We start from the raw sequence: 13,914 nt of genomic DNA, 5'->3' as shown, positions 1-13,914 counted from the left end.
CTCCAACCAAAAAGCCGGCGGATCTGAACGATCAGTCGGCGATGGGCTGCGGCGCACGGCGCCGCTGCCAGTTTCTTTCACTGAAATGCAGATAGAGCAGGCCGGGCAGGCCGAGCGCGAGTTCGCGCGCGCGCTTCGCGAGCGACAGCGCGAGCGCCGCGTCGGGCGGCAGGCCGACCAGCGGGGCGAGCAGCAGGTAACCGCCTTCCTGTGCACCGAGCGAGCCCGGGATCGCGAACGCCGCACCGCGAATCGCCTGGCCGACGCTCTCGAGCAGCAGCGCGTCGAGCCAGCTGACCGGGTGCCCGAGGAAGTGCAGCGCGAGCCACACTTCGGCGGTGCCGACGATCCAGCCGGCGAGGCTCAATGCGAAGGTCTTCGCGACCTTCGCGCGATCGCGGTACAGCGCGCCGACCGCGTCGTCGATCGCGTCCGCGCGGGTCGCGAGCGACGACCAGTCGCGCGGGCCGAGCAGCTTCGACGCGAGACGCAACCCGCGGCCGAACAGCCCGCGCCGCTGCGCCGCGTAGAACGCGACGGCCAGCGCGCCGAGCACGCCGGTGGCGATCAGCGCCGGCGTGCGCAGGTGAGCGACCGACTCGTGCGTCGCATACACGCTGAACGTGGCGATGCCGATCAGCGCGAACGCCATCTGCGCGAGCGCCTGCATCGTCGTGCTGACGGTGACCGCGGCGGCCGCATCGGCCATCCGCGTGCCGCGCTGCGCGAGGTGGCGCACCATCAGCACCGGGCCGCCGATCTGCCCGGCGGGCAGCAGGCTGTTCACCGATTCGCCGACCCAGCGCGCGCGCAGCGCGTTGCCGAGCTCGGCGCCCGGCTGGCCGCGGCGGAACATCACCGAGATCGCCAGCGCGTCGATCACGAGCGGGACGACGTGGAATGCCGCGACGAGCGCGAGGCCCCAGCCGGCCGCGAGGAACGTCGACGCGACCGCGCCGACGCCCTGCCACGCGAGCAGGGCGACGAACAGTGCCGTTCCGAGGGACAGCAGGATCAGGCCGGCGCGTGTCATGACCCGCTCGACCGGCGCGTAGCCAGCTGCTTGAACACCTGGCGGAAACCGAAATATGCGATCGCGTCCTTCATGTTCGAGATGAAGCGCTTCCACGGCCGCATGCCGGGGTTGGTCACGTATTCGAACGTGAGCGACACGCGCGTCTCGTTCTGGCCGAGCGGCGTGACGCGATGGCGCAGCTTGTCGCCGTCGAACAGCACGATGCCGCCGTCGGCGATCTGCACGGAACCCGGTTCGTCGGGCACGTCGGGATTGCGCGTATGCAGCTCGTAGTCGAGCCGGCACGACGACTCGTCGATCACGCCGATCAGCAGCGTGTAGCGGCGGCCGTCGTAATACGACGTGTCGTAGTGCCAGCCGATGTGGTCGCCCGGCTTCGTGTAGTAATACAGCGCATACGCATGCGGATCGTCGTCCGGCGACAGCATCAGCTTGTCGCCGGTGACCTTCTCGAGGAAGCCGATCAGCGCCTTCGAGCGGTACAGCTCCGCGATGTACGGCGCCTGCTCGTCGATCGTGTGCCGGCTCACGCTGCCGCCCTGCTTGTGGCCGGGCAGGTAATTGCGGTTCAGGCCGGCCTGCATCGCGCGGGCGGCGGCCGCGAGCTTCGCGTGTGCGTCGGCCGGCAGGAATGCGTCGAGGTACAGGAACGAGCCCTGGCGCGTGTAGTCGCCGCGCAGGCGGTCGAGGTCGAGACGGCCGACGCAGTCGGCCACGGTGCGATCGGGATCGGCCGCTGCCGCGCGCGCAGGCGCGGGGCGTGCCGGGCTCAGCACGGAGTCGTCGCGCGTGCTAGGAGTCATTTGGAAACCTGGATTTCGGTAGGGTTCTGCGGGAGATTGCCGCGGCGGACGATGCGCCACCAGTCGATCACGACCCACGCGGCGAACAGCGGGGCGCCGATCGATGCCGCGAGCAGGAACGGCTGCACGCCGTCGACGAGCGTCACGATCGGCAGCAGGTAGAGCACGTCTTCCGTCTCGAAGCCGCCGGCGAACGCCTGCTTGGTGCCGGCCTTGCCGGCGATCGATTCGATCCGCATGCGCAGGAAGAAGATCAGCGCGACGGCCGCGCCGGCCACCGCGCCGAGCAGCACCGGCGACGCGGCCATCTGGCCGCCCTGGGCGACGATGCCGAGGCCCATGCTGACGAACAGCGCGACCGTCACGAGCGCGTCGGCCGCGAGGTCGTAAAAGTGACCGATCTTGCTGGACTTGCCGCTGATGCGCGCGAGTTCGCCGTCGGTGTGGTCGACGAAGTTCGACAGCACGATCAGGAATGCCCCCGCGTTGATCCAGCCGAAGCCGCCTTGCGCGAGGCACCAGGCACCGGCGAGGCCGATCAGCAGACGAAGGGTAGTGAGGTGATTCGGGGTGACGGGCGTGTCGATCAGCGGGCGTACGAGCGAGCGCGCGAGCCGCGCATCCCAGGTGCGTGGCAGGGGCGGTTCGGAACGTGTGGCGGTTTTTCTTTGGTCCATCGGCGAAATATATACGGAATTGTAATTTGTTGCTTTTTATTCGATCAATGTCCTGACATACGGGAGTGTTACCGCGTATTCCGGACATCGCCCGGTTGCGAACCGGATGCGCGAAACGGCGTTCGCACAGGCGGGCCTTACCAGCTTCAGTGTGGTTCGCGTCGCGCGGCTGTCAAGGGCGGACGGGCCTTGCGCGCGGGCGCGGCGGCGCTCCGCGCGCGTCGTCGCGTTGATGTGCATCAGGCCCGCGAAAGCCGCGTCGGGCGACAATCGGCCGCGGCGGTCGCCGATCGGCCGTCGCGTGCGGATTCCCCGCGTTTACGCGATCAATCCGGGAAGATATCGATCGATTGCCGTTCAGCAGCTTGCAATCCGGGCGCGGCAAACTGGCGGTCCGCTTTCGCGTACCTTTCGAGCGGATTCGATGCGCGGCCGCGCCCTGTCACAGAACGGCCGTTCGATACCCGGCGCATTCGGCAAGTATCTTTTGCATTCAACGGACATTTCGCGGCGATGGCCTCTGCGATACTCCGACCGTGCCCGTGGTGCCGGGCCGCCCCTCGCGGCCCCAAGGGCTTCGCGTCGCCCAGGAGACACCCCCCGCGACGTCAACGACAGACCAAAAGCGTCAGATATACAGCCATGTCTTCTTCACGCATCCTCGCTCCCGCCCTGCGTTCGCTCGTCCGCACCGCCGACGAAGCCGCCGCGCTGATCCGCCCCGGCATGACCGTCGCCATGAGCGGCTTCACCGGTTCCGGCTATCCGAAGGCCGTGCCCGCCGCGCTCGCCGCCCACATCGACGCGGCCCACGCGCGCGGCGAGGACTTCCGGATCAACGTGCTGACCGGCGCATCGACCGCGCCGGAACTCGACGGCGCGCTCGCCCGCACCAACGGCATCTCGATGCGCCTGCCGTACCAGTCCGACCCGACGCTGCGCGACAAGATCAACAACGGCGAAGTCGACTACCAGGACGTCCACCTGAGCCACGTCGCGCAATACGCATGGTTCGGGCTGTACGGCGACCTCGACGTCGCGATCGTCGAAGTCGCGGGTATCCGCGAGGACGGGCTGCTGATTCCGTCCGCGTCGATCGGCAACAACAAGACGTGGCTCGAGCAGGCGAAGCACGTGATCCTCGAAGTCAACGCGCGTCAGCCGCTCGGCCTCGACGGGATGCACGACGTCTATTACGGCACCGCGCTGCCGCCGCACCGCAAGCCGATTCCGCTGACGAAAAGCGACGACCGGATCGGCGAGCCGTACCTGCGCTGCCCGGCCGAGAAGATCGTCGCGATCGTCGAGACCGACGCGCCGGACCGCAGCAACGCATTCTCTGCGCCGGACGCCACGTCGAAGCAGATCGCGCTGCAACTGATCGACTTCCTGCGCCACGAGGTGAAGCGCGGCCGCCTGCCTGAAAACCTGCTGCCGCTGCAGTCGGGCGTCGGCAACATCACGAACGCGGTGCTCGCGGAACTCAGCTCCGCCGGCTTCTCGAACCTGACCGCGTACACCGAAGTGATCCAGGACGGCATGCTCGACCTGCTCGACGACGGCACGTTGAGCTTCGCGTCGGCCACGGCGTTGTCGCTGAGCCCGGCCGCGGTGCAGCGCTTCGCGGACGAGATCGCGACGTTCCGCGAAAAGATCCTGCTGCGCCCGCAGGAGATCAGCAACCATCCGGAACTCGTGCGCCGCCTCGGCTGCATCGCGATGAACGGGATGATCGAGGCCGACATCTACGGCAACGTGAACTCGACGCACGTGATGGGCACGAAGATCCAGAACGGCATCGGCGGCTCGGGCGACTTCGCGCGCAACGGCTACCTGTCGTGCTTCATGTCGGCGAGTACCGCGAAGGGCGGCGCGATCTCGCGGATCGTGCCGATGGCGAGCCACGTGGACCATACGGAGCACGACGTCGCGGTGGTCGTCACCGAGCAGGGGCTCGCCGACCTGCGCGGCCTGTCGCCGAAGCAGCGCGCGCGCAAGATCATCGCGACCTGCGCGCATCCCGACTACCGGCCGATGCTCGAGGACTACTTCGAGCGCGCGTCGCGCGAGAGCTTCGGCAAGCACACGCCGCATCTGCTCGCCGAGGCGCTGTCGTGGCACGAGCGCTATGTGCGCACCGGGACGATGAAGGCCTGACGTCGCGGCCCGCGGCGGGCAGGTGCCCGCCGCACTGAGTCAATCCATCGCCGCGTGCGCGACGTCGACGCTCGCCGTTTTCTGCGGCGGCCGGATCAGCAGCAACAGCGGGATCATCAGCAGCGTCGCGACGAACATCAGCTTGAAGTCGTTCAGGTAGGCGATCATCGCGGCCTGCTGGTTGATCGTGCGGTCGAGCAGCGCGATGTCGACGTGGCTGCCGGCCATCGCCTGCACGGCCGGGTCGAACGGCGTGATGTGGGTCGCGAGGTCGGCATGCGCGACCTGCGTGTTGCGCGTCATCAGCGTCTGGACGATCGAGATGCCGATACTGCTGCCGATGTTGCGCATCAGGCTGTAGGTGGCCGTGCCGTCCGCGCGCAGCTCGGGCTGCAGCGTCGAGAACGACAGCGCGCTCAGCGGCACGAACACGAGCCCCAGGCCGAAGCCCTGGACCACCCCGGGCCACACGATGTCCGCCTCGGACAGCACGATCGTGTACTGCATCATCTGCCACAGCGCGAGCGCGGAAATCGCCAGCCCGGCGAGCAGCAGCGCCCGCGCGTCCACGTATTTCAGCAATCGTCCGACGAACAGCATCGCGATCATCGTGCCCGCGCCGCTCGGCGCGGTGACGAGCCCCGTCGTCGCGACCGGATAGCCCATCAGGTTCTGCAGCATCGGCGGCAGCAGCGCGCGCGTTGCGTACAGCACCGCGCCGACGACGAAGATGAACAGCGTGCCGGTCGCGAAGTTCGGGTCGCGCAGCAATTCCGACTTGAAGAACGAGGCCTTGCCGACGGTCGCCGTATGCACGAGGAAGAACGCGAAGCTCAGCGCCGCGACGAGCGCCTCGATGCGGATCTCGTACGAACCGAACCAGTCGAGCTGTTCGCCGCGGTCGAGCATCGCCTGGAACGCACCGATCGCGAGCGCGAGCGTCGCGAAGCCGAACGCGTCGAATTTCACGTGCGGGCGCGGCGCGCGCGCGGGCAGGAAGGTCAGCACGCCCGCCAGTGCGAACGCGCCGATCGGCACGTTGATGAAGAACACCCAGCGCCAGTTGTAGCTGTCGGTGAGCCAGCCGCCGAGCGTCGGACCGAGGATCGGGCCGACCATCACGCCCATCCCCCAGATCGCCATCGCCTGGCCCTGTTTCTCGCGCGGGTTGATGTCGAGCAGGATCGACTGCGACAGCGGCACCAGCGCAGCGCCGAACACGCCTTGCAGCAGCCGCGCGCCGACGATCTGCACGAGCGACTCGGACAGCCCGCACAGCGCGGACGCGATCGTGAAGCCCGCGATCGAGATCGTCAGCAGCCGTTTCATGCTGAGCCGGTCGGACAGCCAGCCGGTCAGCGGCGTCGCGATCGCCGCGGCGACGATGTAGGAAGTCAGTACCCAGGTGATTTCGTCCTGCGACGCGGACAGCGTGCCCTGCATGTGCGGCAGCGCGACGTTCGCGATCGTGCTGTCGAGCGTCTGGATCAGCGTCGCGAGCATGATCGACAGGGTCAGCATCGGCCGATTGAGGGCGGGCGGCGAGGCGGGGGCGTCGGCGGCGGGATTCAAGCGGGTGTCTCCGTGGGGCGGTCGCCGTGGGCGGCGATCCGGTATGGCTCGAATTATAAGCATGCTTATTATGTTTGTGCTCATCGCTTGATCCGAGCCGGGGGTCATTCGCGGCCTGCCCCTATAATCGCCGCATGGACAAGACCTACGAGAACCGGATCGGTTACCTGATTTCCGACGTGGCCCGCCTGCAAGGACGCCTGTTCGACCGGCGCGCGAAGCGCATCGGGCTGACGCGCGCGCAAAGCCGCGTGCTCGCGTACCTGACATGGAAGGGCGAGATGAATCAGGCGCGGCTCGCGGAATGGCTCGAGATCACGCCGATCTCGTTGACGCGGCTGCTCGACCGGATGGAAAGCTGCGGGTGGATCGAACGCATCGCGAACGACGACGATCGCCGCGCGTTCGTGATCCGGCTGACCGACAAGTCGCGCGAGATCTTTCCGCAGATGCTGGAAGTGGGCGACACCGTCACCGACGACGGGCTGCGCGGTTTCACGCGCGACGACCGCGACACGCTCGTGCGCCTGCTCGGGCGCGTGCGTCACAACCTGATCGACAGCGGCGGCGAATGACGCGGGCGCGGGCGCGGCGCCGCCGAATCGGCCGGCAACGGCGGGGCGGCTGCGACAACGGCGGGGCGGTCCGGGCTTGTGTCGGAGGGGGCGGGCCGCTATCTTGCAACCTCAAGTTCACTTGAGATCAAGCATGAGCCGTCTGGACATCGCCGATGTCGCGCGCCGCTCGGGATTGCCCGCGTCGACGCTGCGCTACTACGAGGAAAAGGGATTGATCGTGCCGACCGGCCGTCACGGGCTGCGGCGCCAGTATGACGAATCGGTGCTGGAGCGCCTGGCGTTGATCGCGCTCGGCCGCGAGGCCGGCTTTTCGCTGGACGACATCGTCGCGATGTTCGGCGCGGACGGCCGGCTCGCGCTCGATCGCGCGAAACTCGACGACAAGGCCGACGAGCTCGACCGCACGATCCGCCGTCTCGGCGCGGTGCGCGATGCGTTGCGACATGCGGCCGTGTGCCCGGCGCCGAGTCATCTCGAGTGTCCGTCGTTCCGCAAGCTGCTGCGCATCGCCGCGCATCGTCATCCGGTGCGCCGCACGAAGACGGACGGCACGTAAGCGGTCAAGCGGTCCGGTTTGCCGGAACGGCGCGCGCGGGCGGGCGGCGGGGCGGCCGTACCGCGGCGGCCGGCGCCCCCGAGCGGATCATCCCGCGTAATACACACGACACTCCATCTCGCGTCCGCGCACGATGCGCTTGCCGACGAGCGAGCCGAGCGTTTCGGTGACGACCGTCCTCTGGTACTCGCATTGCAGCGCATCGTAGAAGTAGAGCGCGACCCAGTCGGCGGTGCGGGTGGACTCCTGCGGGCGAACGGGATACGGGCACAGCGCGGTGAAATGCCAGCCGCCTTTCGTCATGTGCATCACGGGCGGCTGAACGCTCAGGTCCGCGTTCAGCCGACGCGACACGAGCGTGGGCAGGATGCCGGCGGCGGCCTTGTTGCGGTACAGGCGGTCGATATACAGCAGCAGCTCGACCGGCGGCTCCGTGCCGAGATCGGCGTTGCGCGCGTGGCCTTGCCAGCGCCGGCGCCGGGTCAGCACGTCGTCGAGCGCCGCGCGGATGCCGGCCGCGCGACGCGGGCCGACGCCCGCGATCGCTTCGAGCTGGCCGCTGCGGGCCGCGCGTTCGAGATCCTCGAGCGTATCGATGTGCAACTGGTCGTGAATCCGCAGCGCGAGCGCGTGGCCGATGCCCGGCACGGCTTCGAATGCGGACGCGCGCTCCGCGTCGCCGCGCAGCCGGTCGAGCAGGCGCCAGCGTCCGGTCACCAGCAGTTCGGCGATCGCCTGGGCGACGCCCGTGCCGATCTCCGGCAGTGCGGCGAGCGAATCGACGCCGCCCGCGTCGAAGCGGGTGCGGATGCCGTCTTCGAGCGAGGCGATCGTGTCGGCCGACGCGCGGTAGGCGGCAACCCGATAAGGATTCGCCCCCTGTTCGGCAAGCAACTGCGCGGCTTCGCGCAGGCAGGCCGCGATTTGCCGGTTTTCCTCGTGTGTCTGGCCGATGGTCGTTTGCATGTGCGGAGCCCGGGGATGTGCAAACGGAATGGACACGGCGGATAACGCGCCGGTCGCATTTTTTTATTTCAACACATTGTCAGGGCCGGCGACGAACAAAACTTGATGTGCATCAATAGCAAACGTTGCACAGGCGGAAGCGGGCCGCGCACGTTCGTGCCGGGTCGCGGCACGAACGTGCGATGCGTCACGCTTCGAGGAACGTCTGCGCGCCTTCCGCCTCCGCGGCCGTGCGCAGCGCGGCGAGCGCGCGCTTCTCGATCTGCCGCACGCGTTCGCGCGACATGCCCGCGTCCTGCGCGATCGCGTCGTAGGTGTCGGGCTCGGCGCCGCCGAGGCCGAACCGGCGGCGCAGCACGTCGGCCTCGGCCGGCGTGACCGAGCGCAGCAGCGACGTCACGCATTCGCGCATCCGCGTGTCGGCCAGCTGCTCGAACGGGCTCGCCGATGCCTGGTCCTCTATCAGGTCGACGAGGCCGGCGTCCGCGTCGGGCAGCGGCGTGTCGAGCGACACCGGCTCGGCAGGGAGCGTGAGCACCGCGCGCAGCTTGTCCTCGGCGAGCCCGGTTTCGGCCGCGAGTTCGGCCGGCGTCGCGCGCCGGCCGGTGCGCTGGCGGAAGCGCAGTGCGTGCCGATGCACGCGCTGGTACTGGTCGCCGACGTGCACCGGTACGCGGATCGTGCGCGCGCGATCGGCCACCGCGCGCGCGACCGCCTGCCGGATCCACCAGGTCGCGTAGGTCGAGAACTTGAAGCCGCGCCGGTATTCGAACTTCTCGATCGCGCGCATCAGGCCGAGGCAGCCGTCCTGCACGAGGTCGGGCAGGTCGACGCCGCGGTTCATGTACTTGCGCGCGATCGACAGCACGAGCCGCAGGTTCGCCTCGAGCATCGCGCGCGTACCGTCGCGCACCTTCTGCTGGCCGTCGCTCAGCGCGGCGCCGAGCGCACGCCGCGCGACCGTGTCGAAGCACGCGGCGTCGGTGCCCGCGGCGGCGTCCGTCGCGGCGTCGACCGGCGCGGCGGCCAGTGCGCGCACGACGCGGCTTGCGTCGTCGACGGCCGGTGCCACCCACGCGAGCGAACCGAGCAGCGCGGCCAGGCGGTTGCGCGCGTCGCGGTATTCGGCCGAGCGGCAGCCCTGCGCGTGCAATGCGCGGCGCACGGCCGTCACCGCGTCCTGCAGCGTGTCGTAGCGTGCAGGCACCGGTGCGTTGCCTTCGCCGTCGCCGATGTCATCGCCTTCGTTGGCGGCCGCGCCGGTTGCGCCCGTCGCGCCGTGGCGCGCGAGCAGCGCCTCGACGGCCGCCGGACAGCCGGCGAGCGCGTGCAGGATCTGATGGCGGCCCGTTTCGATCTCGCGGGCCAGCACGATTTCGTCCTCGCGCTTGAGCAGGGGCACCGCATGGATGCGCCGCATGTAGAGCGCGAGCGGATCGGTCGATGCGCTCGTGCCGCGGGCCAGATCGCCGAGCAGCGCACGGCCCTCGTCGAGCGCGTCGCGATCGACGTCGACCGGCGCCGCGCCCGCGAACGGCACCGGCGCGGCCGGCTCGTCGAGCACGGCGATGCCGATGTCTGCGAGCGCGGCGCGCACGACGTCCAGCGCGTCGGGGCTGTCGCTTTCCGGCGGCAGCGCGTCGACGAGGTCGGCGTGCGTCAGATAACCCTGTTCGCCGGCGAGCGCCAGCAGCTGGATGATCGGATCGAGGGGCGTGTCCGCCCGAAGCGTGGGGCGTGGCGTAGTCATGTCGATGACGGCGTGAGCCGCGTTCCTGTCTGGGCGGGCCGAAGTCCGCGGGTTTCAGGCTCCCGGAGGCCGCGAACGCCCGTCCGCGCCGGCCAGCCTGACTCGATATTCAAGTTGAGGGCATTTGCGTCAACTTCAACGTCGGCGCGGCTGACGCGCGAGCATGCGGCATGCCCGCCCGGTTGCGACCCGGATTCGACCCGTGGAAACAAAAAGTAACGGATCAAACCCGCAGAAATATGCGGGGGACGTAAGCTAGAGTCAGGCGCGCGCCACGCAGCGACGCGCGGATTCCTTCGGAGCATGAAATGAACCCGATTTCCGCCGCGAGGCCTGCCGTCATGGCACTGGCCATGCTCGCGCTGAGCGGTTGTTATTACACGAGCCCGTACGGCTATGCGCCGTATTACGCACCCGCGCCTGCCACGGTTTCGCAGCGCGAACTCCCGGCAGCGCCGGCAAATGCCGGGCCGGTTGCCCCGTCGACACCCGCGGTGCCGGCCGTGCCGCTGCCGGCGGACGATTACGCCGACGCGCCGGCTCCGGTATATGCCGCGCCGGTCTATGTGCCTTACCCGGCCTACTATCCCGCGTATTACCCGGGCTGGTACGGGCCGCCCGTCACGATCGGCCTCGGCTTCTGGGGGCATTGGGGCGGCGGCTACCGCGGCGGGTACTGGCGCCGTCCCTGGGGCGGCGGCCACTGGGGAGGCGGGCATTGGGGCGGGGGCCATCGACATTGACCGACGCGCGGCGGCACCGCGCGGGAGAGCAACATGAGCAACACGATCATCCGAAGACTGTGCGTCGTCCTGTTCGGTCTCGCCGCGATACCGGGCCTCGCCGACGCGCAAAGCAGCGCCTATACGAATTCCGGGGCCGAAATCTATGCGGGGCCGGCGCCCGATTATCCGGTCGTCGCGGAGGTCCCGCCCGGCACCGCGCTGGACGTGTTCGGCTGCCTGAGCGATTACTCATGGTGCGACGTCGCGCTGCCGGGCGTGCGCGGCTGGATCGACGCGGAGCAGCTCGACTATCCGTATCAGGGCAATTACGTGCCGTTGCTCGAATACGGCGCGATCATCGGCGTGCCGGTGACCGGGTTCGCGATCGGCGCGTACTGGGATCGCTACTACCGCCACCGGCCGTGGTTTCACGATCGCGACCGCTGGGAGCATCGTGCCGAGCCGCGCATCGGCCCCGGCGGGATGCCGCCGGCCTACGGGCGCCCGCAGCCGGGCGGGCCGGTTCAGCGCGCGCCGGGCGGCGAGCCGCCCGAGCGGCATGATGCACGGCCGTCGGCCACGCGCGGCGGCTGGAACGGCCCGAACCGCGCGCCGGCGCCGCAGGCCGCGCCCGCGCAGATGCCTGGCGCGGCTGCCCGTCAGCCGGCGCCACCGCCGCCATCGTCACCGCCCGCACCGGGCGGTGGCGCGGCCCGGATGATGGTGCCGCCGACGCATCAGGGTGGTGGGGGTTACGGCGGCGCACGGCCGCAGGGCGGCGGAAACGGCGGCGGGAACCACGGCGGTGGCGGCGGTGGGGGGAGCAGCGACGAGTTTCGCCGTTGACCGGCCGACGGCAGCGGTGCCGCGGCCCTTGGCCTGCGCCGGACGAAAAACGGATCGGCCGGCCCGCTCACCACGCCCCTGCAAGCCTGTTCCTGGAAAAACGAAACCCCACGCTCCGAAAAACGTGGGGTTCGTCAGCAGTCCGATGCCGCTCCGGAGAGCGGCTCCCGATCGAGGCGGGCGGGCCCGTCGTGCGGCCCGCCGCCGCGCGTCAGTCGTCGAGCAGCGACAGGTCGCGCACGGCGCCCTTGTCGGCCGACATCACCAGCTTCGCATAGGCCTTCAGCGCGGCGGACACCTTGCGCGGGCGCGGTTGCGCCGGTTTCCAGCCCTTCGCGTTCTGCTCCTCGCGGCGCCGTGCGAGCTCCTCGTCCGAAACGAGCACGTCGATCGTGCGGTTCGGGATGTCGATGCGGATCTTGTCGCCGTCGCGCACGAGGCCGATCGCGCCGCCCGCCGCCGCTTCCGGCGAGCAGTGACCGATCGACAGGCCCGACGTGCCGCCCGAGAAGCGGCCGTCGGTCAGCAGCGCGCATGCCTTGCCGAGGCCCTTCGACTTGATGTAGCTCGTCGGGTACAGCATTTCCTGCATGCCGGGGCCGCCCTTCGGGCCTTCGTAGCGGACAATCACGACGTCGCCGGCCTTGACCTTGTCGTTCAGGATGTTCTCGACCGCTTCGTCCTGCGACTCGGTCACGTGGGCCGAGCCCTCGAACACGAGGATGCTTTCATCGACGCCGGCCGTCTTCACCACGCAGCCGTCGAGCGCGATGTTGCCGGTCAGCACGGCGAGGCCGCCTTCCTTCGAGAACGCATGCTCGTACGAGCGGATGCAGCCTTCGGCGCGGTCGAGGTCGAGGCTCGGCCAGCGCGTGTCCTGGCTGAACGCGACCTGCGTCGGGATCCCGGCCGGGCCGGCCAGGTAGAACGTGCGGACCGCTTCGTCTTCGGTGCGGACGATGTCCCACTGGTCGAGCGCGTCCTTCAGCGACGGCGCGTGCACGGTCGGCACGTCGGTGTGCAGCTTGCCGGCGCGGTCGAGCTCGCCGAGGATCGCCATGATGCCGCCGGCACGGTGCACGTCCTCGATGTGGTACTTGTTCGTGTTCGGCGCGACCTTGCACAGCTGCGGCACGCTGCGCGACAGGCGATCGATGTCCTTCATCGTGAAGTCGATGCCGGCTTCCTGCGCGATCGCCAGCAGGTGCAGGATCGTGTTGGTCGAACCACCCATCGCGATGTCGAGCGTCATCGCGTTCTCGAACGCCTTGAAGCCGACCGAGCGCGGCAGCACGCGCAGGTCGTCCTGCTCGTAGTGCTGGCGGGTCAGCTCGACGATGCGGCGGCCGGCGCGCTTGAACAGCTGCTCGCGATCGGCGTGCGTCGCGACGACCGTGCCGTTGCCGGGCAGCGACAGGCCGAGCGCTTCGGTCAGGCAGTTCATCGAGTTCGCGGTGAACATGCCCGAGCACGAACCGCAGGTCGGGCACGCCGAACGTTCGACTTCGGCGACGTCGGCATCCGAATACGACTGGTCGGCCGCGATCACCATCGCGTCGACGAGGTCGAGCTTCTTCAGTTCGATGGCCTTGGTGACCGGGTTCGCGAGTCGCGTCTTGCCGGCTTCCATCGGGCCGCCCGACACGAAGATCACCGGGATGTTCAGGCGCATCGCGGCCATCAGCATCCCCGGCGTGATCTTGTCGCAGTTCGAGATGCAGACCATCGCGTCCGCGCAGTGCGCGTTCACCATGTACTCGACCGAGTCGGCGATGATGTCGCGGCTCGGCAGCGAGTAGAGCATGCCGTCATGGCCCATCGCGATGCCGTCGTCGACCGCGATCGTGTTGAATTCCTTCGCGACGCCGCCGGCGGCCTCGATCTCGCGCGCGACGAGCTGGCCGAGATCCTTCAGGTGCACGTGCCCGGGCACGAACTGCGTGAACGAGTTGACGACCGCGATGATCGGCTTCGAGAAATCGTCGTCTTTCATGCCGGTGGCGCGCCACAGCGAGCGCGCACCTGCCATGTTGCGGCCGGCGGTGGAAGTTTTGGAACGGTATGTGGGCATGGTATGGCTGAAGAAATATCGCGGAAAAGGGTGGAGGCACGGGAATAAAGGCCTCTCGCGCGCCCGTGCGAACAACCTCTTGAGCTGCGCCCTGGGCAAACTCGGCGATTATCCCACAGCCGCCGGGCGTGCGGCGCCCGCGGGCGAGGGCGCGGGTGGCGTGGTGCGCCGGACAGC

12 protein-coding genes are annotated in these 13,914 nt (G+C 69.1%); 5 read left to right on the top strand and 7 right to left on the bottom strand.

The window, feature by feature from the left end:
- Positions 1-31: 31 nt before the first annotated feature.
- From DIE12_RS02240 to DIE12_RS02230, 3 genes are read right to left on the bottom strand one after another with little or no spacing between them, the layout of a single operon-like run.
- On the bottom strand, positions 32-1,033 hold the full coding sequence (locus DIE12_RS02240) for an HpnL family protein (protein ID WP_044843986.1): 1,002 nt from the start codon (positions 1,031-1,033) through the stop codon (positions 32-34).
- Positions 1,030-1,839 carry a 2OG-Fe(II) oxygenase gene (locus DIE12_RS02235; protein ID WP_124485033.1) on the bottom strand — a complete coding sequence of 270 codons (810 nt, stop codon included), beginning with the start codon at positions 1,837-1,839 and terminating at the stop codon, positions 1,030-1,032. Before DIE12_RS02235 ends, DIE12_RS02240 begins: the two co-directional genes overlap by 4 nt.
- The gene (locus DIE12_RS02230; RefSeq protein WP_124485032.1) at positions 1,836-2,516 is read right to left on the bottom strand and encodes a CDP-alcohol phosphatidyltransferase family protein; all 681 of its coding nucleotides are present in this window, start codon (positions 2,514-2,516) and stop codon (positions 1,836-1,838) included. The genes DIE12_RS02235 and DIE12_RS02230 overlap by 4 nt, the downstream gene beginning before the upstream one ends.
- 642 nt (positions 2,517-3,158) lie before the next feature.
- On the opposite strand from DIE12_RS02230, the gene DIE12_RS02225 reads away from it, so the two are divergent.
- Positions 3,159-4,673 carry an acetyl-CoA hydrolase/transferase family protein gene (locus DIE12_RS02225; RefSeq protein WP_044843989.1) on the top strand — a complete coding sequence of 505 codons (1,515 nt, stop codon included), beginning with the start codon at positions 3,159-3,161 and terminating at the stop codon, positions 4,671-4,673.
- Positions 4,674-4,712: 39 nt separating this feature from the next.
- Here the strand turns inward: DIE12_RS02225 and DIE12_RS02220 are convergent, their stop codons facing one another.
- Positions 4,713-6,245 (bottom strand): DHA2 family efflux MFS transporter permease subunit, encoded by a 1,533-nt coding sequence (locus tag DIE12_RS02220; protein ID WP_124485030.1) that lies wholly within the window; start codon positions 6,243-6,245, stop codon positions 4,713-4,715.
- Positions 6,246-6,379: 134 nt separating this feature from the next.
- On the opposite strand from DIE12_RS02220, the gene DIE12_RS02215 reads away from it, so the two are divergent.
- Both DIE12_RS02215 and DIE12_RS02210 read left to right on the top strand, forming a co-directional pair.
- Positions 6,380-6,820 (top strand): MarR family winged helix-turn-helix transcriptional regulator, encoded by a 441-nt coding sequence (locus DIE12_RS02215; protein WP_124519679.1) that lies wholly within the window; start codon positions 6,380-6,382, stop codon positions 6,818-6,820.
- A gap of 133 nt (positions 6,821-6,953) precedes the next feature.
- Positions 6,954-7,379 (top strand): helix-turn-helix domain-containing protein, encoded by a 426-nt coding sequence (locus DIE12_RS02210; protein ID WP_044843992.1) that lies wholly within the window; start codon positions 6,954-6,956, stop codon positions 7,377-7,379.
- Positions 7,380-7,466: 87 nt separating this feature from the next.
- Here the strand turns inward: DIE12_RS02210 and DIE12_RS02205 are convergent, their stop codons facing one another.
- Positions 7,467-8,345: a helix-hairpin-helix domain-containing protein gene (locus DIE12_RS02205; protein WP_124519678.1), complete on the bottom strand. Its 879-nt coding sequence runs from the start codon at positions 8,343-8,345 to the stop codon at positions 7,467-7,469.
- A gap of 187 nt (positions 8,346-8,532) precedes the next feature.
- Entirely contained in the window at positions 8,533-10,095 is a 1,563-nt protein-coding gene (locus DIE12_RS02200; RefSeq protein ID WP_124519677.1) for a sigma-70 family RNA polymerase sigma factor, read from the bottom strand.
- A gap of 308 nt (positions 10,096-10,403) precedes the next feature.
- On the opposite strand from DIE12_RS02200, the gene DIE12_RS02195 reads away from it, so the two are divergent.
- Both DIE12_RS02195 and DIE12_RS02190 read left to right on the top strand, forming a co-directional pair.
- Entirely contained in the window at positions 10,404-10,838 is a 435-nt protein-coding gene (locus tag DIE12_RS02195; protein ID WP_124519676.1) for a hypothetical protein, read from the top strand.
- Positions 10,839-10,871: 33 nt separating this feature from the next.
- On the top strand, positions 10,872-11,666 hold the full coding sequence (locus tag DIE12_RS02190) for an SH3 domain-containing protein (protein WP_124519675.1): 795 nt from the start codon (positions 10,872-10,874) through the stop codon (positions 11,664-11,666).
- Positions 11,667-11,877: 211 nt separating this feature from the next.
- On the opposite strand, the gene ilvD is transcribed toward DIE12_RS02190, so the two are convergent.
- Positions 11,878-13,737, bottom strand: a complete 1,860-nt coding sequence (gene ilvD / locus DIE12_RS02185; protein ID WP_044842880.1) for a dihydroxy-acid dehydratase — start codon at positions 13,735-13,737, stop codon at positions 11,878-11,880.
- Between the last annotated feature and the right edge of the window lie 177 nt (positions 13,738-13,914).

It is taken from the genome of Burkholderia sp. Bp9015, assembly GCF_003853505.1.
Taxonomy (GTDB): domain Bacteria; phylum Pseudomonadota; class Gammaproteobacteria; order Burkholderiales; family Burkholderiaceae; genus Burkholderia.
Note: the sequence above shows the minus strand (reverse complement) of the source record. Positions and strands in the feature narration are given on the sequence as shown.

Bases quoted from the DNA above. Each gene is read 5' to 3' on its own strand.
- ilvD (WP_044842880.1), bottom strand. From the start codon at position 13,737: ATGCCCACATACCGTTCCAAAACTTCCACCGCCGGCCGCAACATGGCA.
- DIE12_RS02235 (WP_124485033.1), bottom strand. From the start codon at position 1,839: ATGACTCCTAGCACGCGCGACGACTCCGTGCTGAGCCCGGCACGCCCC.
- DIE12_RS02190 (WP_124519675.1), top strand. From the start codon at position 10,872: ATGAGCAACACGATCATCCGAAGACTGTGCGTCGTCCTGTTCGGTCTC.
- DIE12_RS02195 (WP_124519676.1), top strand. From the start codon at position 10,404: ATGAACCCGATTTCCGCCGCGAGGCCTGCCGTCATGGCACTGGCCATG.
- DIE12_RS02205 (WP_124519678.1), bottom strand. From the start codon at position 8,345: ATGCAAACGACCATCGGCCAGACACACGAGGAAAACCGGCAAATCGCG.
- DIE12_RS02210 (WP_044843992.1), top strand. From the start codon at position 6,954: ATGAGCCGTCTGGACATCGCCGATGTCGCGCGCCGCTCGGGATTGCCC.
- DIE12_RS02200 (WP_124519677.1), bottom strand. From the start codon at position 10,095: ATGACTACGCCACGCCCCACGCTTCGGGCGGACACGCCCCTCGATCCG.
- DIE12_RS02215 (WP_124519679.1), top strand. From the start codon at position 6,380: ATGGACAAGACCTACGAGAACCGGATCGGTTACCTGATTTCCGACGTG.
- DIE12_RS02240 (WP_044843986.1), bottom strand. From the start codon at position 1,033: ATGACACGCGCCGGCCTGATCCTGCTGTCCCTCGGAACGGCACTGTTC.
- DIE12_RS02230 (WP_124485032.1), bottom strand. From the start codon at position 2,516: ATGGACCAAAGAAAAACCGCCACACGTTCCGAACCGCCCCTGCCACGC.
- DIE12_RS02225 (WP_044843989.1), top strand. From the start codon at position 3,159: ATGTCTTCTTCACGCATCCTCGCTCCCGCCCTGCGTTCGCTCGTCCGC.